General features: G+C 33.9%; 16 protein-coding genes. 2 read left to right on the top strand and 14 right to left on the bottom strand.

From position 1 onward, the window contains the following. Positions 1-189 precede the first annotated feature (189 nt). From IRZ80_RS14250 to IRZ80_RS14275, 6 genes are all read right to left on the bottom strand, one after another. Positions 190-375 carry a DUF2892 domain-containing protein gene (locus IRZ80_RS14250; RefSeq protein ID WP_194642245.1) on the bottom strand — a complete coding sequence of 62 codons (186 nt, stop codon included), beginning with the start codon at positions 373-375 and terminating at the stop codon, positions 190-192. Positions 376-507: 132 nt separating this feature from the next. Beyond that, positions 508-816: a hypothetical protein gene (locus IRZ80_RS14255; RefSeq protein WP_194642246.1), complete on the bottom strand. Its 309-nt coding sequence runs from the start codon at positions 814-816 to the stop codon at positions 508-510. Positions 817-889: 73 nt separating this feature from the next. Next, positions 890-4,168 carry an efflux RND transporter permease subunit gene (locus tag IRZ80_RS14260; protein WP_194642247.1) on the bottom strand — a complete coding sequence of 1,093 codons (3,279 nt, stop codon included), beginning with the start codon at positions 4,166-4,168 and terminating at the stop codon, positions 890-892. 79 nt (positions 4,169-4,247) lie between these two features. Then, positions 4,248-5,339 carry an efflux RND transporter periplasmic adaptor subunit gene (locus IRZ80_RS14265; protein ID WP_194642248.1) on the bottom strand — a complete coding sequence of 364 codons (1,092 nt, stop codon included), beginning with the start codon at positions 5,337-5,339 and terminating at the stop codon, positions 4,248-4,250. 55 nt (positions 5,340-5,394) lie between these two features. Continuing rightward, positions 5,395-6,708: a TolC family protein gene (locus IRZ80_RS14270; protein WP_194642249.1), complete on the bottom strand. Its 1,314-nt coding sequence runs from the start codon at positions 6,706-6,708 to the stop codon at positions 5,395-5,397. Positions 6,709-6,859: 151 nt separating this feature from the next. Beyond that, the gene (locus tag IRZ80_RS14275) at positions 6,860-7,501 is read right to left on the bottom strand and encodes a Crp/Fnr family transcriptional regulator (protein ID WP_194642250.1); all 642 of its coding nucleotides are present in this window, start codon (positions 7,499-7,501) and stop codon (positions 6,860-6,862) included. 134 nt (positions 7,502-7,635) lie between these two features. Between IRZ80_RS14275 and IRZ80_RS14280 the strand changes: the two genes are divergently transcribed. Continuing rightward, positions 7,636-8,280, top strand: a complete 645-nt coding sequence (locus tag IRZ80_RS14280) for a response regulator transcription factor (RefSeq protein ID WP_194642251.1) — start codon at positions 7,636-7,638, stop codon at positions 8,278-8,280. A gap of 92 nt (positions 8,281-8,372) precedes the next feature. Here IRZ80_RS14280 and IRZ80_RS14285 read toward each other — a convergent pair whose 3' ends face one another. The 8 genes from IRZ80_RS14285 to IRZ80_RS14320 form a co-directional block, all read right to left on the bottom strand. Beyond that, positions 8,373-11,168, bottom strand: a complete 2,796-nt coding sequence (locus tag IRZ80_RS14285) for a TonB-dependent receptor (protein WP_194642252.1) — start codon at positions 11,166-11,168, stop codon at positions 8,373-8,375. An 81-nt stretch (positions 11,169-11,249) separates the two neighbouring features. Next, on the bottom strand, positions 11,250-11,594 hold the full coding sequence (locus tag IRZ80_RS14290; RefSeq protein ID WP_194642253.1) for a chitin binding peritrophin-A domain-containing protein: 345 nt from the start codon (positions 11,592-11,594) through the stop codon (positions 11,250-11,252). An 83-nt stretch (positions 11,595-11,677) separates the two neighbouring features. Then, positions 11,678-12,394 carry a hypothetical protein gene (locus IRZ80_RS14295; protein WP_194642254.1) on the bottom strand — a complete coding sequence of 239 codons (717 nt, stop codon included), beginning with the start codon at positions 12,392-12,394 and terminating at the stop codon, positions 11,678-11,680. Positions 12,395-12,433: 39 nt separating this feature from the next. Continuing rightward, the gene (locus IRZ80_RS14300) at positions 12,434-12,802 is read right to left on the bottom strand and encodes a hypothetical protein (RefSeq protein WP_194642255.1); all 369 of its coding nucleotides are present in this window, start codon (positions 12,800-12,802) and stop codon (positions 12,434-12,436) included. Between the two features lie 1,026 nt (positions 12,803-13,828). Beyond that, complete coding sequence (locus IRZ80_RS14305) at positions 13,829-14,692, bottom strand: helix-turn-helix domain-containing protein (protein WP_194642256.1); 864 nt, start codon at positions 14,690-14,692, stop codon at positions 13,829-13,831. Between the two features lie 661 nt (positions 14,693-15,353). After that, on the bottom strand, positions 15,354-15,578 hold the full coding sequence (locus tag IRZ80_RS14310) for a hypothetical protein (protein WP_194642257.1): 225 nt from the start codon (positions 15,576-15,578) through the stop codon (positions 15,354-15,356). A 251-nt stretch (positions 15,579-15,829) separates the two neighbouring features. Then, positions 15,830-16,714, bottom strand: coding sequence for a hypothetical protein (locus IRZ80_RS14315; RefSeq protein ID WP_194642258.1), 885 nt, complete (start codon positions 16,712-16,714; stop codon positions 15,830-15,832). Positions 16,715-16,762: 48 nt separating this feature from the next. Then, positions 16,763-17,587 carry an MBL fold metallo-hydrolase gene (locus IRZ80_RS14320; RefSeq protein ID WP_194642259.1) on the bottom strand — a complete coding sequence of 275 codons (825 nt, stop codon included), beginning with the start codon at positions 17,585-17,587 and terminating at the stop codon, positions 16,763-16,765. A gap of 1,036 nt (positions 17,588-18,623) precedes the next feature. Here IRZ80_RS14320 and IRZ80_RS14325 point away from each other — a divergent pair. Continuing rightward, complete coding sequence (locus tag IRZ80_RS14325) at positions 18,624-19,751, top strand: acyltransferase family protein (protein ID WP_194642260.1); 1,128 nt, start codon at positions 18,624-18,626, stop codon at positions 19,749-19,751. Positions 19,752-19,850 lie beyond the last annotated feature (99 nt).

Consider the following 19,850-nt stretch of genomic DNA (forward strand, 5'->3'; position numbering starts at 1 on the left):
TTTCATAAATTTTCGGAATTCAACCTTGCAGACTTCCAGTTTCTCGTAGAACTAGACCTCTAAACTTTCAGTGTAGAGTGGTTTAGTTTATCATTATATATTTTAATTTTTTTTCAAATAAAAAGCTATTTAAAAAAATAAGAGAGCTAATTTCTGTTGAAAATTTAGGAAACAAAAATCTAAAATGGATTAGTCTTTGATGCCAAGTTTGCTAAGGATATCTTCGAGTAAACACCATTTGGTTATTGATGATTGCAATAAATTAGCTCCTACAAATGCGGTAAACCAAAGAAAATTTTGGTTGACATAAATAGCCAGAAGTAAACTCAACAAGATAAAACTCCCCGCAACGGCTCTGATAATTCTATTTTTCATATGTAAATAATATTTGTTTTTTTATTGGTAATGTGTAATTGCTTCGCCTGTTCGTCCCGATAATCATCGGGACTCGAGCCGCATATCTTCATTGGTGTTTTAAACCAATTCCAAGTCATGCTCATTTCATATTTAATTTATTTTTTCGATGTTTAATACAGCTATGTGGATTTTTGAAGCAATATCCTGCTTGGAATTCAGTTTTTCTACTTCTTCAAAAACAGTTTCCATTTGTTGGCTTGGTACAAAAGCATAGAACAGGGTTGAGTCGGTTTCTACAGCCTCACCTGCAAACCAGTTGTTTTCGATTTCTTCTGATTCGGTCAAATTCTTATGTCCTTTTACTTCTTTATAAGTAAATGTGTTTACTTTTATTTTCTTAAGTATTGCTTTAACCTCAGAATCAAAAGCAGTTATGGCGGTTATTAGTACTAATTTCATTTTTAATCATTTTAAATTTTAAAAAAATCAGGACTTGAATTTCAAGTTTAGACTTTCAAGCCCCGAAAAATATTTATTCTTTCTCCCACTTTTTGCGTTCTGTGATGTAATAAATTATTGGCACTACAATTAGCGTTAGTATAGTTGAAATAATAGCTCCAAACACTAGTGAAATTGCCAATCCTTGAAAAATAGGATCAAAAAGTATAATCGATGCACCAATTACAACTGCTCCGGTAGTCAATAGGATAGGAGTGGTACGCACCGCACCCGCCTCGATAATGGCTTGTTTGAGATTAATACCCTCGTTGAGCCTAATTTCAATGAAGTCAATGAGCAACACCGAATTTCGAACCATAACTCCAGCCAAAGCAATCATCCCGATGAAAGATGTTGCCGTAAAGTAAGCTCCCAATAACCAATGTCCCAAGACGATTCCGATAAGTGACAGCGGAATGGCAAGCATCATCACTATTGGCGTTTTAAAGTTTTGAAACCATCCCACAATCAACATGTATATGATGACGATAACCACCATGAATGCAACGCCCAAATCGCGGAATACTTCGAGTGTAATTTGCCATTCACCATCCCATTTTACCGTAAAATCACTTTCATCGGTGGGTTGTTCCATATATAATTCATTCATTTTATAGCCTTTTGGCAAAGTTATTTTGGCAAGTCTTTCGTTCATTCCCAAAATTGCATAAACAGGGCTTTCCAATGTTCCTGCCATATCGGCCGTTACGTAAACTACACGTTTTTGGTCTTTACGATAGATGGTTTTCTGTAAAGTGTCATTTTTTACTTTTACCAAATCACTGACCGGAACCATATTTCCTTGATTTCCTTTGATTTTCAGGTTTTCAATTTCCTGAAGGTTGGTTTTGTCTTTATCGTCAAGCGAAAGGACGATTGCTACATTATCATTTGATTTTTCGTCATACAGATTCGAAACCGGATATTCTTTTAGCAAATAAGTAAGGTTACCAACTACTTGCTGAGGAGCAATACCGTTTAACATTGCTTTTTCCTTGTCAACTTCCAATTTGTATTCGGTTTGGTTGTCTTCGGTCATCCAGTCAACATCCACGATATCGGGAGTGTTTTTCAAAATAGTTTTCACCTGATCCGCCACTTTAATCTGCTCTTTGTAATCAGGCCCATAAATCTCGGCTACCAAAGTTGACAATACCGGTGGCCCCGGAGGCACTTCAATCAGTTTTACATTTGCGCCATATTTTTTGGCAATCTTCTGAATTTCAGGACGCATTCCTTTGGCAATTTCGTGGCTCTGTGCTTCTCTTTCTTCTTTGTGCAATAAATTCACCTGAATATCGGCCATATTGCTTCCACCACGCATATCATAATGGCGAACCAATCCGTTGAAGGTAATTGGAGCAGAAGTTCCGATGTAGTTTTGGTAATTTACCACTTCGGGACGTGTTGACAAATAGTGTGCAATTTCCCTTGTTACCGCCGAAGTACGTTCCAACGTAGTTCCCTCCGGCATATCGATAACCACCTGAAATTCATTTTTGTTGTCAAATGGCAGCATTTTTACCAATACCGATTTGGTAAAGAACATTAGTATGGAACCCAATAATAAAATCACCGTTACAACCATCAATATCTTTCTTTTTCCTGAGTTTTCAAGAAACGGACGCTCGAATTTGTTGTAAAAACGGTATATCCAGCTCGTTTCAAGACCGTGAGTTTCTTTGTGCTCCTGTTCTTCTTTTTCTTCCGAAATGTTATTTAAATTTTGGTCGTCAGGAACCCACTTTTTAATTTTATTTGAAGAAAAATTGTGATTGTTATGGGTTTCTTGAAGAAAATGATATCCTAAATATGGCGTCACAGTCAATGCAACGAACAAAGAAAGTATCATCGCTATGGAAGCCCCGATTGGCATTGGACTCATGTAAGGCCCCATCATTCCAGACACGAATGCCATTGGCAAAATTGCAGCAATTACAGTAAATGTTGCCAAGATAGTTGGGTTACCTACCTCATTGATGGCATAAATGGCCGCTTGCTTAAACGGCAGCCGCTTCATTTTGAAATGACGGTGCATGTTCTCAGCAATAATAATGCTGTCGTCAACAACAATTCCCACTACAAACACCAGGGCAAAAAGGGTGATTCGGTTTAGGGTATATCCAAGCAGATAGTAGGCAAATAAGGTCAATGCAAAAGTCAGAGGCACTGAAAGAAAAACAACCAAACCGCCTCGCCATCCCATGGCCAGCATAACCAAAACGGTCACGGCAATAATCGCAATTCCAAGGTGCATCAACAGTTCGCCTACTTTATCAGATGCGGTTTCTCCGTAATTTCGGGTTACTTCTACATGAACATCATTCGGAACTAATGATTTTTTAAGCTGTTCTACTTTGTCCAAAATTTTGGCTGAAATCTTCATTGCATCGGCACCTTTTACTTTACCAATAGAAATCGTGACAGCTGGATATTCGGATTTTGCAGTTTTGAATTTTTCATTGGTTTTTCCATATCCGAAAGACACATAACTTTTAGGTGTTGATGGTCCGTCCTGAACAGTTGCTACTTGTTTCAGATAAACCGGCATGTTTTTGTTTACCCCCACCACAAGATTTTCTACATCTTCTGTATTTGACAAAAATTGGCCTGTCGTTAACAAATACTCCTGATCGTTTTGCACAAAACTTCCGGATTGCGAACTCCCGTTATTGGCTTGGATCATTTGCATAATGCTCAAAGGATCCACACCGTTTTCAGCCATTTTATCTTTATCCAAAATCACTTTTACTTCGCGGTTTTGTCCTCCGATTTCTTTGGTAATCGCCACGTCCTTAACTTTCTCTATTTCCGAGGTCAATTCTTCGGCAATTTGGCGTAACTGAAATTCATCCTGTTTTTCGCTCCATAAGGTCAGTGCCAACATGGGTACATCGTCAATAGAACGGGTTTTTACCATTGGTTTATAAACGCCGATTGGGAACATATTTTCATGTTTTGCCAATTCGTCGTATAATTTCACATACGAACGCTCAACATCCTGTCCCACATAAAATTGGACAATCATCATGGCCTGACCGTTCATGGCCATACTGTGGACGTGTTCAACCCCTTTGATGTTCGAGATTATTTTTTCCAATGGTTTCACTACTCGGCTTTCTACTTCTGCCGGACTTGCTCCCGGATAGCCTACCATGATGTCGGCCATAGGAACGTTAATTTGCGGTTCTTCCTCCCTTGGGATCAGAAACGAACTGTAAACCCCAATAATCATCAACGCTGCCATCAATAAGACAGTTAATTTTGAGTTGATAAAAAAATGGGCTATTCTGCCTGAAATTCCTTCTTGCATATTTTTTTTGTTTAAAGTTTATGGTTTAAAAGTTTAAAATTGCTGTTCAACTAAACTTAAAACTGCTACTAATTACTGTTTACTGAATACTGATTTTAGCTCCGTTATACAATTTTCCATCGGCCGAAACGATGTATTGCTCTCCTGCCGAAAGCCCTGATAATACTTCTGCTTCATTACCAAAAATCTTCCCGATTCGAAGCCATCTCAAAATCGCAACATTTCCTGCACCCACAGTATAAACCCCTGTCAATTGTCCTTGATGAATCAAGGCTGATTGAGGTATCAAGACTTTATCGGATGTTTGTGTCGTGCTATTTTTATTGGTTACCGGAAATTGGATGTTTGCGAACATTCCTGATAAAACTGTTTTATCAGCTCCTTCCAAATTAATTTTTACCAAATATTGACCTCCGGTATTTTTGGCTGACAAACTCACTTCACTCACTTTTCCGTTCAGTGTTTTGTTTGTAGATTTTACCAAAACTTTCACCAGCATTCCGCTTGTTATCGATGCAATGTCGCTTTCGGCTACCATCGCGGTTACTTGTAGTTTTGAATCTCCTTCAACACTTACTAAAGGCATTCCCGGATTTGCCATATCTCCTTCTTTTACAAAAGTATTCGTCACAACTCCCGAAAATGGTGCCGTGATATTGGAGTAAGCAAACTGTGCCATTACTTCGTTACGCATTTGTTTGGCACCTTCTAATCCGGCTTTTGCCATTTCATAACGGGCAGTCATATCATCCAATTCTTTTTGCGAAGCGCTTTGTTGTTTATATAGAACCGTAAAGCGGTCGTAGTCTTTCTTGGCATTGTTGTACCCCGCAGTTGCCTGGAGGATGTTGGCATCTACTTGGGCTTTTTTGGCTTGTAAATCGGTATTGTTGATGCTCACCAAAAGCTGTCCAACAGTTACTTTTTGACCAACTTTTACATGAAGCTTGGTCACATATCCCATCATACGGGTGCTTAGGTTAGCACTGTTTTGGGCTTCAATTTTTCCGCTTGCCGTTATAAATGGGCTGTTGTTTTTTGTGTCCGTGCCGCTTACTTTTACTGCAATTGCAGGTTCGTTAGCAATAACGTCTTTTTTCTCTCCGTTGCAGGAAGACAGCAAAACCAAAAGCGAAATCGTTAGTGTTGATTTTAAAAAGAAGTTCTTCATTATACTATTTTTAAAATTGATATTAATTTTTGTAATTGTCATTGATATTGGCTTTTTATTTGGTTAAAAATTGAATATATTCTTGTGTGAATCGATATTCAAAAATGGCTTGTAGGTTTTCTAATTCCTTTTGAGACTGCAAGGTTTCGGATTGCAGTAAATCGGTTGTTTTTTCTAATCCCTGAGCAAAACGATTGCTTCTGATTTTGTAGGCTTCCTGCGCTTGTTCAAAAGCCAGTTGAGTGAGTTTTACATTGTTTTCTGCATCCGAAAGCTGACGGACTGCTTGGTTTAGCTCCATCTGATTTTTGGCTTTATACTGCTCGGTTTCTGTTTGAGCTTTGTTGTAGTCTGCCTTTGCTTTTTCTAATTTTCCTATGGATTTGTAACCGTCAAAAACATTCCATGATAATTGTGCTCCAACCAAATATCCTTTGGCACTAGTCCCAAATAAATTGTCATCGTACATTTCATAACTTCCAAAAGCATTCAGTCTTGGAAGTAAATTCATTTTACCGGATGTTACCATTTTTTGATAAGCTTCAGAGGATTTATCCATAGCCTGAATATCTTTTCTGTTTGTTGGTAAAACTGTATTTACACTGATAACCGAAAATTCACTTTCAAATTCTTCTGTCGGTTTGTAAACTTTTTTGGATTGTTCATCATTTAAAAGAAAACCCAAATAATCCGAAGCATTTTGAACATTTGATTTGGCATACTGCAGCTGATTACTGATTTCGTTTACACGAACCTGCACGTTCAATAAATCAGTTTTCTGCAACATTCCCTGCTTAAAATAGTTTTCAACCAATTTAAGATTGGCTTTGCCTGTGCTTTCGGCCTTTTGCAAAACTCTAACCGCTTTGTAAGCCAGTTGCAACTGCATAAACGCTTTGTTTACTTCGAGTTCCAGATATTCTTTGGTACGTTCGGTTTGCAAAGCAAAAGCATCCATTTTTGATTTTGCTGCCTGACGCCCGTATAAACCGTCAAGATTGATTAATGGCTGCTGCACTTCGATTTTGGTGGCAAAATTTTTAGTCCGTGAAGGATGATTTAAGACTGCCGGATTAAAATCTTCAGTACTGACAATGGCCTGATTTAATTTTGAACCAAAAGCCATCAGCGGATTTGTAGTCAGCATAGCGGTATGCGACACATTTACATTGGGAAGAAACAAGGAGTTTGACTGATGATAATCGGCCATAGCCGACTCATAATTTTTTTCAGCAATTTTGATTTGAAGATTTTTTTCGGACATTCTCTGAATCAGGTCTTTTTTTGAAATACGCAAAGTATCCTGACCAAAAGCGGTCCATGATAAGGCTAAGAGCCCGAAGAGAGTAAATATATTTTTATTTTTCATCGTTACTGTTGTTTCATTAATTTGAAGCAAAAGTAAGAGAGCAGGAAAAGGTAGTTTGTAACAATAGTTACATAGGGAACCCATAAAATTTAAAAAGTCCCAAAAAGGGACTTTTACTACAAAATAGATAATTTGTTTGTGAATTAAAATTTTACAATAATTCTATAATATTTCGGTTGAGTTTTATTTTTCCTTCGTCTTCAAGCACCTTCAGCAATCTTGAAATAACCACGCGTGAAGTATTGAGTTCATCAGCAATTTCCTGATGAGTAATTTGCATGATGTTTGTTTGGTTTACTTTTGCTTTTTCATTCAGATGTTTGATCAAACGCTCGTTCATATTCATAAAAGCAAGAGTATCAATCGCATTAAGCATCTCTTTCATACGGTTAGTATAGCTGTCAAAAACAAAGCTTCGCCAGCTTTTGTATTTACCCAGCCATTCTTCCATTTTTTCTACAGGTAACATAAGTACGATGCCGTCTGTTTCGGCAACAGCCCTGATTTCGCTTTTGGTTTTTCCCATGCAGCAGGCCATAGACATGGCACAGGTATCTCCTTTTTCTAAAAAATATAGAAATAACTCTCCCTGATCTGGAGCTTCCCTCAAAATTTTAATGGCACCTTCCAGTAACAATGGCATTTTAAAAATAGTATTTCCTATTTCTATTAAAATATCCCCTTCTTTAAATTTTTTTGTTACTGCCACCGATGCAATTTCATCAATGAGAGCTTCTTCGAAAATATAACTGTAATGTTTTTGTATTACTGATTTTAATTCTTGCTGTGTCAATGTTTGTTAGATTTAGGGAAATTATATAAAGATAAATAAAAAATCACTTATTTAAGTAGGGGATAAATAGCTTTTTTGATACTTAATATATAATTATCAAGATACTATACATTCATTCTAATTTAACAAAATTTTTGAAAAAGGCGTTAAACGTTTTAATAATTGATGATCATCCAATCATTACAGAGGCTTACAAAAGAATTTTTTTCGAGAATATTTATTATGAAATAAACTCGCACATTGTCACATCTTATGGTGAAGCTCTGATAATTTTAAACAGCAGTAATTTTGATGTCGTTTTTATTGATTTTGAATTATCTTCTTCAAATGATAATCTGCATATTTCAGCAGAGAGACTAACTGTTTTAATAAGAAGCAAGTTCCCAAAGACCAAAATTATATTGGAAATATCCGAAAATAAACCAAAGCTGTTTTCTATTTTAAAGAGTATTTCCTTTAATGGTCTATTAATTAAAAAAGATGTCACGCCCGAGATCATTCTGCAGGCATTAGATATTGTTCTTACCGGAATTTCGTTTTATAGTCTTACTGCAGCAGCTTTAAAAAGTACAGCAGATAAGCAAGCTTATTTCGTAGATGAACTAGATCTCAAAATTCTGCAGAGTCTTTCTCAGGGTGTGAGGACAAAAAACATGGTGAAATTTATTCCTTTGTCATTAAGCGCTATAGAAAAACGGAAAAGCAGAATAAAAGAGTTTTTTAATGTTAAAACCGATGAATTATTACTAGATAAAATTAGAGAAGAAGGTTTAGTATAAGATTAAAGCCTTTTAGAAATATTATTTAACAGATTAAAAATCGACAGCCTAAGTTAGTTTTAAATTAGCAGATTAATATTTCACTCCTTTTTTTATTTAAAGCTGCCATTGCCTTTTCTTCCTTTTCCGTTATCAAACTGGCTTTTTCCCCATTTTTGTGGCTGCCAGGAAAATTGAAGCATGAAATAATTACTGTTTTTATTGGTAAAGTTTTGTTGATATCCGTTATCGGTACTATTGTAATTGATTAAATAATTTTGTTTTATCAAATCCATTATAACAAAACTGATAATTCCGTTTTGCTGCTTAAAAATGCGTTTTTCAATATTCATATTAAAAACAAATGGCGTCATTTTTTTATCACTATTTGAAGTCTGATTTAGATTTTGCTGTAAATAAAAATTCATGCTCCAGGTTTTAAGAAAATACAGACTTATATTCGCATTAGCATTAAACAATTGATTGAATGTTTTAACTGGAGATGCTGAATTATGATCTACTTGAGAAATATATTCCAATTCTGTATTGATTTCCAGCCATTTTTTAGGATTAAATAAAAAATTAGCTTTCCAGTTTTGCGATATTGATTTTCGCATTTCGAGTGCTTCATTTAAAAAATAGGGATTATTAGACTGTCTAATTGAACCATTCAGCTGAAAGTTTGAGTCAAATACAGCTAAACTTTTACCCAAGTTGAAATTCAGCATAGTAGATTTCTGGCCGTCAATATTAGCAAAAGTATTGATCGTCGTAAGTGTGTTTTTCTCTTGGTCTACAACAGTACTGGTTACAGCCCCGATACCGTTTTTAGAAGCGGTAGATAAAAACATTATTGAGGTATTAAACTGAAGCTTTTTAAAAAATTTGGTGTACGTAATGTTATAATTAAGTATTTCTGCATTTTTTAAATCCAGATTTCCTATAGTGGTCTGGTATGCAATTGCATTATTTGGTATGGGGTTTAATGCATTTAAAGAAGGCTGTTTAAAATTTTGAGAAACAGTAATATTTAGTAAACCAAACTTAGGAGTATTATATGAAATATTAAATCCAGTTTCGGGCAGCAAATCATGGCGGTTTACTTTATTTTTTTCGAGACCAATTTCTCCTTTTATCCAATTATTTCTCACTCCAAAAGTTGGAGCTATCGTCAGACCATTTTGTAGTTTATATTCTGTTTTAAAGGAAATAGGGATATGATACGTTACCTCTTTTTGAAAATAACTCAATTTTGGATCATAACTAATAGATCCTTCTTCAGCAATTGAAGTGTCGGTATCATTTAAATTAGCATTACTTTGAAATTCAAGGCTTGCTTTAAATCTTAACTGTTTATTGTATTTCCAGTTTAATTCATTTCTAACCGAATTTACAAAGTTCCTGCTTTTAATATCTTTAAACTGATTCAATGTACTATCTGCAGCAACTGTATTTATGGTGTCTTTGTAAATGTTTGTAATAGAATTGTGTTTTGTTTTATTAGTAGTATAGCTGCTCCTTACCGAAAAATTTAAGACTAAATTTTGGCCAATGTTATTATTATATTGCGTATTGAAATTGTAGTTTAATTTTTTGAAATTGGAGGCAGAATTTGTCTCCTCAAAATTGTCAATTAATCCAGATTGAATACTTTGATTGGACAAATTGGCGTCATTTGCAGCAACATTTACATTTAGGGAACCCATAAAACCGCTTCCATCTTTAAAATTAGAGTTGAAATTGTTATTAAAATTTAAACTATTATTTTCAGAAACAGCAGTTCTAACTGTTTCTTTATACAAGCTGCCCTCTTTATAATAATTTTCACCGATTGATCTTGTTGAATTATTATTTATAGAACGAGAAAAACTTAAGTCGCTAAAAAAGTTAATTTTTTTTAAATTAAAATTTTTAGCAATTCCAGCATTCATATTTTTTAACTGCCCGTCAGATACATTAGAATCATTAGTCTGATTTAAATTTAAATTTTGTTTCGCCAGTGAACCAGGAACTCTCGTACTCCGTATACCTAAAGGTTCTTCCTGATAGTTTCCATTTGCCGAAAATTGATTGGATTGATCAATATTCTTTACTCCTGAAGCTATACGCGTTCGAGACTCAGAACCTGATTCTCCCGTAAAATTCAGCATTCTACCTGCAGATTTATCGGCTTTGGTTACAATGTTTAATACTTTGGACGATTTGTCTGTTTTCTGCATTTTGGCGATATTACCAGATTCGTCCATATCAATAATTTGAATACGTTCTATAATATCTGCCGGCAGTTCTTTCATCGCTTCTTTAACCGATCCGCTAAAATAGTTCACACCGTTAAAAAGTGCTTTTACAACCACTTCATCATTATAAAATACCGTTCCGTTAGGATCAATTCGTATGCCTTCCATTCGTTTTAATAAATCTTCAAGCCTTGCAAAATCCCTAACAATATAATCTTTAGCCCAAAACTCTGTTGTATCTCCTTTAATCGTTGGGCCTTTCATTCGGGTAATGATAACATTTTCCAGCTGCTCTTCTTTTATTCCCAATCGAATAGGAGGCAGATTAATGAGTTTTTTGGTATCGTTATTAAAGTACTTTCGATTAAACGACTGATGACCTAATGCTTTTACACTTATAAGGAAATCAGCAGAATGAACATTATTAAAGCCAAAAAAACCGTAAACATTAGTGGTCACTTTTAATGTGTCTTTTGCCGAAACCAATCGAATATCGGCACCACTTATAGGCTTGCTTAAAGAATCACGGAGTATGCCTGTTACATTTCGTACAGCGGATGGTGTTGTTTGAGCAATTAAATTTCCACTAATAAGTAGAAAACTAATTGCTGTAAAAAGCAGACTTAAATGCGAAGTTATTTTAGTAAAAGACTTGAAAAATTGCTTTATCAAAATTTAATTTTATTTGGAATATATATTAATAGATAAAAAAACCTGCTACAATATGTTTCATAATAGTTTTTTTTAATGAACTTACATATTATAATCTTCCCAGGGAAAATTAGGGAAGTAAGACTTATCAACGTTCATTGGATAATCACAAGCTAGTTCTTTAGGATTAAAAATTAGGGATAGAGGACATCCCATCACATTCGTTGTGTAATCAATATTGTTACAGATATAGAATGAAAATGGATCTGACTGATTTGGCAATATACCGCCATCAGATTCATATCCATTGCAAGCATCCGCAGAATAATATCCTCCTGGGATTAATGAAGTATGTATTCTTAATGTCCAGCTATGAGGTGTGTACTGTGCTACTGAAGAAGCTGTTACACCAATAAATAATAAAAGAGAAAACACGGTTTTTTTCATATTAACATTTTTTAAGGTTACGTATTAAGATATTATTAGATAATTCGGACTTATGCAATTGATTATGTATGAAGAATCAACACTTATAATGTTTTTAAATCAATAGATCCAAAAAAGGATGTTGGTGTCATTTGATCCCAAAACTCAGTTTGGCTGACGGTTTTTGGACCGTTATTCATAGCGACAGGTCCAATATTAAAAGCGTAAGAAAGACCGCGTAATGCAATTCCGAAATGAATGGTTTTATCTAAATTGTATTTTTGTAAATACTCTAAAGGAATTTGTATTTCGGCTGTAAAAATATTTGGATTGGCTGGCGTAGCTTTCTCATCCAGCACTGAATTTCTTACTACGAAATATTCAATATCTGTAACTTTCCATTCTACCAAAATACCTGTTTCATTGTTGGTTGGTAATTGCTGGCTTACTACACCATTTAGATTTCTTACCGAAAAAAAATCATGAGTATATTTTTGAGATTTATTAGTATCTGGATTCTTAATTTTATTGGCAAATACTACTTGCAAACCTGTAGTGTCGGCTTTTTTCTGGGAGAAAAAAACCTGTACACCGCCTCCATCAAATTTGGAAGCATTTTTGTTTTTTAATATCGATACATAAAGAAACTGATTGTCTTTTTTAAAAGCATAAAACAAATTATTTTCGTTATCGTATTGCATTTTTTCTTTACCACCCCACTCACTGACATCGCCATCAACAACGACTTGCGCTTTTAATGTAACAGAAAATAACAGAAAAATGCCGATGAAAAATAAGATCAAATAATTGTATTGTTTCATTTTTTTATCTTTTAATGAGTAAATAAAGTCGCTAATAATTTATAATTTGTTAACAAGGTTTTGCTGCATCTTGAAATATTGATTGGAACTGTTCAAACTTCCTTGAAGCATTTTTTTTATGTATAAAATTCTTTCAGGATATATTTTATTGTTTTTATCTAAATAGAGAACCGTAGGAAAAGAATAACCTTCGAGTACATGAAACAGCCACATGTTTTCACTATTAAAATCATTTATGTTAATTTGATAAACCTGCGTATCTTCTGGTAATTTAGGGAGAACCAACGCTTCAAAATTTGAATTGATGTAATCGTAAAAAATTTTGCAAGCATCACATTCATCATTTTTAATAAATAATAAAATAGGATTATTTCCAGCATTTTGATGAATCAGCGTACTGATAGACATTTTTTCAGGTAATTTCTTAATCGTTTTTCTTTCTGTGCATGAAAAAAAAGTAATAAAAATAAAGGATATAAAAATTATAAACTGGAGTTTTTTCATGTTTCAAATAAATGTAAAATGTTTACTGCAAATCTTAAAAACAGTAATTGTTTTTTTACAAATGTATCAGTTCTCACAAAATCTCTATTGTGGTAAAACCGTAATTATTTAACAATTAAACGGCTTCCTTTTTCTGCATAATATTAAAATATTTCATTTAGTACAATATGTTTAATTAATTGAAGATAAAGTATTTATAAGTTATGGTTCGAAATATTAACTCATTAATTTTGAACGCACAATTCTCTTTTTTGAATATATTTAGGCTTCTTCTTGAGCTTTGTCTCTATAGTTAAAGAAATTTAAAGAAGTAAATTAATTATGATATGCTTTAAGAAATCCAGCTTCCAAGCAGTACAAAAACAGTTTCCCTTTTAATGGAAAATACAAAGTATGAACTTTAAAACGAACACAGTTTCACTTGCGAAAGAAAGTTTGAGCTTCAGTTTGTATAGTATAAAGAGTTGACCTTAATCTTGAAAAAAAACAGATTCAGATTAAAAACATTATGTTTTTTTAAGAGCCTGTTTAAATTTTATTTTTGAGTGAAACTAGCCAAATTTTTATAAAATAGCAGAGCTATTGTATAAAAAATTAACGAAGTTGTAGCCAAAAATCGTCATAAGAGAGCCAATAAATAAAACTTAAAAAGGCTCTAAATGTTAATCAGAAAAAAATAAAGCGAGAAAAAATATTTGTATGCATTGAAGGAGGTTTTTTTGGGTTACCAAATGGAAAGTTTGCCGAAGTTACCAGAATTGATACTTTCTTAAGTAAAACAATTACTGAAAGAATTTTATTAATTAAGATAACAGCTATTCGAAATCTCTCGACTTAGGACACATTTTCAGCTCATTCAGATTCATAATCTTTTAAACTGTCTCAGCTTTTGTAGCAAAGAATAAATATGTTCTAATTTTTTTTTATTATTTAATCCTTGATAAATTCTGTTCGATAAGCAGCCGGAGAAATCGTCGTCATAGATTTAAAAAACCGGACAAAATTAGAAGGAGCCGAAAAATTGTGATCGTAACTAATTTCGGTAATTGTTTTATCTGTCGTAAGCAGATAGTATTTGCAGGATTCTACAAGCTCATTTTTAATAATATCGCTGGCATCCTTGGCAAATATTTCATTGCAAAGATGATTAAGACGATTTCGATTCATATTCAGGAGCGCGGCATATTCTTTTACAGTTTGTTTTTCTTTAATATTTTGTTTGAGCATTTCTCTAAATTGCAGCATGTTTAGATTTTCATATAAGTTACCTTTTAAGTCATAATGCGCTGTATAATATCGGTTTAGAAGAATCAGGATTTGATATAAATATGCCCGAAGAAGCTGATGGCTGTCGTTTTTAAGATTGTCAATTTCCTGTTTTACCGAATGCAGTAAATTTTCAAAAATTGATAATACCTTTTGGTCTTGAGGAAGTATTACAGGAAATGTACCACCAAGAAAATAATACAATCTATGAAGAAAAAGATGATCTTTTAAAAATGTTTCCATAAAAGCGCCTTCAAAAAAAATCACCATGCATTTTTTTACATCAGATAATTCCCATTGGCGTGGCTGTGCTGGACGCAGAAAAAGTATGCATGGAGCCTCAATATCAATATGTTTCCCTTCTAAGTTTATCGAACTGCTGCCTTCCATAAAAAAGAAAATTTCATAAAAGGTCGTAACATGCATCTCTTTTACAGCAATGCCCTGATCCAGAATATCAGACAAATCAACACAGTCCAGTAATAATTCTGAACCGTATTTATTTTTTTCAAATTGAACTTTCAGCATGGTTTATTTTCTTGGTTTTTACTATTTATTAATAGCTTTTGATTACCAATTTTCCTTCCATCACAACTGGAATGAAAATTTGTTTATGAGTTGTATCAACATAAAAATCAGCTGGTCCGTGCATAAGTGGTAAATCGAGTTTTTTTGAAGTTTTGGTTTTTAAATTGATTGTTTCAAGATAACCTGCCGGGTGATCTAATGCTGCCCAGTTAGAAACTAAAAGCGTGTTTTTATCAAGCAGCCATAAACCATCAAAAGAACCGCCAAAATTACCGATTCTGGTGTAAACGGCTTTGTCTTTAATCCATTTTATTTCAGAAATCTGTCCTGCTTTTGGGTCTTCAAATATGAAACTGCAGACATATAAACGATTTGATTTTTTATCATAAAAAATTCCGTTAACACCTTTAAAATTAGCAGCTTTTACAGTTTTTCCTGTTTTTAAATTTACTTCTAAAATGTCGCCTGTATCGGTTGCTGAAACAAATAAAGTATTGTTGTTTTTTATCGTAAGATCATTAGTAAAAGCAGTATGGTGGCTGGCAAGGCTGATTTCCTTTACTTTTTTTCCGGTTGCTAAATCAATCCCAACAATTCGCTCTAAATCTGCGATATATAAAATGTTATTAATAACAGCAGTTCCTTTAGGGGAATTTAGCTTTTAATTTGTTATACTTTTCAGAATAACTTTTCCGTTACGATCTGCTTTACTGATAAAACCATCGCCGTCGGCGGCACCCGGATCAGGATTGACTCCTATATTGGTTACATACAAATATTTTTCATCAGAATTGACGCTTTCCGGCTGTGCAAAAGGCTTAGAATCCTGTGCTTTTGAATACATAGAAAATAGTGTACACGCTGCTATTAAAAGAAATTTATTCATATTTTTTCCTTGGTTAAGATGATATTTAATGTATAGCTTGCGACTATACGAAGTTATAAAAAACGGTCTGCTGCAGACCGTTTTTTTAGTATTATTTTATATGACTGTCCGCAAATAATACCATGCATTTTTTTTGCCGCTGATTACACAGATTCTCATAGATTTCATTACTGTTTTTTTTAAAAATCTGTGTAAATATTTTTAAACTGTGGCTAATTCGATTTGCTTGGTATTAGTCACTGATAGTCATATTATTTTTTATTCCAGTCCCATTTTAAATAATAAGTAAGGTAGATGTCAATCAGGTGATCTCCGCCATAATCGGGATATTCAGCCAATAGTTTTGCTTTGTATTCTTCTTTAGATTTAGATGATTCAAGTGTTTTATCTACAAAATCAAGATATTTTAAATCAGTCTGAAATATACTCGGATCTGTTGGTTTACCATGTCCGGGCAGAATTAAAGTATATTTCTTTTCGCTTTCTTCTTTTTTAATTGCTTTGCGCCAGCCTTCGGTATTTCCAGAAATAAATAAATGCGTTTTATTGTAAACAATGTCTTGTAGAATGTTTGCTTTTATCTCAGGAATTTTAATTACAAGCGATGCTGCATCTTCATTGTTCAATGATTCTTCAAATATAAAAGTTACACCATCAATAACTTCTTTTCCTGTTTTTTGTACATGAGTTGGTCTGTTTAGTGATTTTGCAATGATAGGACCGAACTGTTTTTGTCGCTGCTCTAATACCTGCTGTCCGGATTTTTCAATACCCTCTTTTGTTTCTTCCAAAGCATACACAGGAACATTTGGAAAAGCATCTCCAAAACCAAGGTAATGATCCGGATGATCATGTGAGATATAAAATCGTGTAATGGGTTTGTGAAGACTGTCTGTTAATTTTTTAACCTCTTGTGCATACGGAGCAAAAAACTGACCGTCAACTACGATTAATTCATGAGGCAATTCTATTACATGTGTCGTGTTAGTAAACATCTCGGGCGGTGCTACAACAGTATAGATCGATATTTTTTTTGTTTTGACCGATTGAATAACGCTTGCTTTTGGTAAATTCTGTGCTGTTACAGCAGTTAGCCCGGTTAAAAATACCAATGCTGTTATTTTGAAATATTTCATTTTCATTAATTTTAAATTTATAGAATTTATTTTGAATTTATTTTGAATTTATTTTGAATTTATTTTGAATAAAATTGGGATATAAATATCAATTAGTTTAGCTCCTGCATAGTTAGGATAAGTGGCAAGAACTTCATTTTTGTACAGCTCGCTATTGTTTGTATTAATTAGTATCGCTTCAATTTTTTCAAGATAAGCCAGTGCATTGTCCAGATCCGATTTATCAGCTGGTTTTCCGTGTCCAGGCAGATAAATATCATACGCGACATCTTCACGAAGCGCTGTTATAGCTGTTTTCCATCCGTCAAGAGAACCCGTAATAAAAGCATGTGTATTATGGTAAAGGATATCCTGTACAATAGCAATTTGTAGTTCAGGAAGTTTGATAACCAAAGTTGTCGGGCTTTCGGTATTAAGTACACGTTCAAAAATAAATTTCACACCATCGATGATTTCTTCGCCTGGCTGTACAATTTGAGTAGGGAGAGAAAGTCTGCGGGCAATTAAATCGTTCATATGATGCTGTTTTTCAGCTAACTCTTTTGGCCCATGTTCTGCCAGTGAATCTATGATTTCCGGTAATGCATAGACTGCAGCATCTGCAAAAGCATCACCCATTCCTAAATAATGATCCGGATGATCATGTGTAACGTAGAATCTCGTAATTGGTTTTTTCAAACTGTCTGCCAGATTTCTGAATTCCTGCCCGTATTGAGCAAAGAATTGTCCATCAACCAGAATTAATTCATTAGGAAGTTCAATAATATGAGTTGCGTTGGCAAACAGAGGACCAGGAGAAACCAAAGAATGCACTTTTACCAGTCCTGTATCTTTGACTAAATAAACTTTAGCCGTAGGAAGTTGATTTTTCATTGTATTTAATTTTGTTATCAATTATACTGCAAAGTTATTTTAAAGTATCTGCTGGGTATTATCACGTTGCATTAGTGATTATCAATTTGCACTTTTGTCTTTTTTAGAAGAATAAAAAAAATGCTTTTAACATCTAAGATCGAAGCCGTTGATTATAAACTCATCAGGGAAGGCTATAGCTTACGAATTACAAACCTAGAGAGGGAATTATAATCGATTTTTAAAGACAAGTATAGTATTGAAAGCTTATTGATAAAAAAGGGGGTGACAATCTAATAAAGCTAAATGAAATGTACATCAATAGAAATTTGTCTGATGTGAGAAGCCTAATTGGTTTGGTTTACTCCGAAAATTTCACAATTCGTAAAAATAAAATACAAACCGCTAGAGTGAATAAAATGAGATCAATTAATCTGTTTGATTAATAATGAGTTACGGGGTAAAAAAAAACGGGACAAAAGATCATTTTTATCTTTTGTCCCGTAGAGTGACCTCGACTGGACAAATTTCAACATCTTTTTTGGATGATTTGAAGAAATTGGCTTACCATGCGTAGTATTTGTGTTTAATTGACTTTATAAATTTGGTTTAGATATCCTGTTGGGGATTGAAGTAAAAATCTACTTGATTTCCCGAATAATTTCTAATAAAATGTTCTCACATATTTATTAATTAAAATAGTCAACATTAAATTTTATGGAAAAAGGTATCAAGTATTGTTTGGTATAGAAAAAAAGTGGCGTCAATTATCTTCGATTGTCTCTATTTGGCTGTGGAAAAATCTGCGGGACAAAATGCTGTAAATTTCTGTGACAAAAAATTACTCACTTAAAATTTGCTGCGTCATCCGTAATCAGAATAAAAAACTCTAAAAACATAAAATTGCTTTATTTTGCTAATTTGCATATATTCGCAAAATACGATATCAATGAGAAGCAAATTTACTTTCTTTATTAGAGTAATATCATTTTTACACTTTATCGCTAAATTTTAAACACAGAGTAATTAAAACGCATTTAACCATAAAACTTTACTAATGACTAAGATTGCAGACGGATCTGTTTTTTCAGATTCAAAAAAACATTTTGAAATTCTTGATGGACTGAGGGGAGTAGCTGCTATCTTGGTAGTATTATTTCGTATTCTGGAAGTTTTTTCCGGAGGCGACCATACCAAACAGCTTATAAACCATGGATATCTTGCAGTTGATTTCTTTTTCTTGTTAAGCGGATTTGTCATAGCGTACGCTTACGACGACAGATGGGGCCGAATGACCTTGAGTGGTTTTTTTAAAAGAAGGCTTATAAGGCTTCATCCAATGATAGTGGTGGGTATGACTATCGGGGCTGTGTGTTTTTATTACGGGATTTCTGAGATGTTTCCCGTAATTTCTGGAACACCGTTTTGGAAAATGCTGCTGGTAATGGTTTTGGGATGGTTTCTAATGCCTGTTCCTGGTTCGCTGGATATCAGAGGATGGGGAGAGATGTATCCTTTAAATGGGCCTGCCTGGTCGCTGTTTTTCGAATATATTGCAAATCTTGTCTATGCATTGGTGCTTCGAAGACTTTCCAATGCAATCATGTGGATTTTGGTCATTATCTCTGGAGCGGCTTTAATCCATCTTGCTGTGATGTCTCCTATCGGTGATGTTATAGGCGGCTGGTCGCTGGAACCTGCGCAGCTCAAAATTGGTTTTACCAGACTTGCCTTTCCATTTTTAGGGGGAATATTGTTAAGAAGAACTTTTGTCGGCGGCAAATGTTCAAAAGCTTTTTTAATGAGCAGTATATTGCTTGTAGCGGTATTGGCATTTCCAAGGGTTGGCGACCATGAAACCTTGTGGATGAATGGTATTTACGATTCATTGATAATCATAGTTGTATTTCCTGTAATAGTTTATATTGGTGCAAATGGTAGGGTAAAAGGAGACGTTGCGCAACGATTGTGCAAATTACTTGGAGATATTTCCTATCCAATATATATCACTCATTTCCCAATACTATATGTTTTTTATGCATGGGTTGACAAAAATAAAATCACTATGGAGGATTCGGTTGGTACTGCTTCATTAGTATTTGCCTTATGTCTGATTATTTCGTACTTATCTCTGAAGTTTTACGATGTCCCGGTACGAAAATGGCTCTCGAAAAGGTTTTTGTGAGATAAAAAAATGACTGTTTATTTAAACAGTCATTTTTTTTATAATCCAGATGTAATTTATTTTATGTTAAAAATATATGTATTTTTGCGATATATTACA

The organism is Flavobacterium sp. HJJ (assembly GCF_015351475.1).
Lineage (GTDB): Bacteria > Bacteroidota > Bacteroidia > Flavobacteriales > Flavobacteriaceae > Flavobacterium > Flavobacterium marginilacus.

Coding starts and splice junctions, on each gene's coding strand:
- IRZ80_RS14250 (WP_194642245.1), bottom strand. CDS start 375: ATGAAAAATAGAATTATCAGAGCCGTTGCGGGGAGTTTTATCTTGTTG.
- IRZ80_RS14255 (WP_194642246.1), bottom strand. CDS start 816: ATGAAATTAGTACTAATAACCGCCATAACTGCTTTTGATTCTGAGGTT.
- IRZ80_RS14260 (WP_194642247.1), bottom strand. CDS start 4,168: ATGCAAGAAGGAATTTCAGGCAGAATAGCCCATTTTTTTATCAACTCA.
- IRZ80_RS14265 (WP_194642248.1), bottom strand. CDS start 5,339: ATGAAGAACTTCTTTTTAAAATCAACACTAACGATTTCGCTTTTGGTT.
- IRZ80_RS14270 (WP_194642249.1), bottom strand. CDS start 6,708: ATGAAAAATAAAAATATATTTACTCTCTTCGGGCTCTTAGCCTTATCA.
- IRZ80_RS14290 (WP_194642253.1), bottom strand. CDS start 11,594: ATGAAAAAAACCGTGTTTTCTCTTTTATTATTTATTGGTGTAACAGCT.
- IRZ80_RS14295 (WP_194642254.1), bottom strand. CDS start 12,394: ATGAAACAATACAATTATTTGATCTTATTTTTCATCGGCATTTTTCTG.
- IRZ80_RS14300 (WP_194642255.1), bottom strand. CDS start 12,802: ATGTCTATCAGTACGCTGATTCATCAAAATGCTGGAAATAATCCTATT.
- IRZ80_RS14305 (WP_194642256.1), bottom strand. CDS start 14,692: ATGCTGAAAGTTCAATTTGAAAAAAATAAATACGGTTCAGAATTATTA.
- IRZ80_RS14310 (WP_194642257.1), bottom strand. CDS start 15,578: ATGAATAAATTTCTTTTAATAGCAGCGTGTACACTATTTTCTATGTAT.
- IRZ80_RS14315 (WP_194642258.1), bottom strand. CDS start 16,714: ATGAAATATTTCAAAATAACAGCATTGGTATTTTTAACCGGGCTAACT.
- IRZ80_RS14320 (WP_194642259.1), bottom strand. CDS start 17,587: ATGAAAAATCAACTTCCTACGGCTAAAGTTTATTTAGTCAAAGATACA.
- IRZ80_RS14325 (WP_194642260.1), top strand. CDS start 18,624: ATGACTAAGATTGCAGACGGATCTGTTTTTTCAGATTCAAAAAAACAT.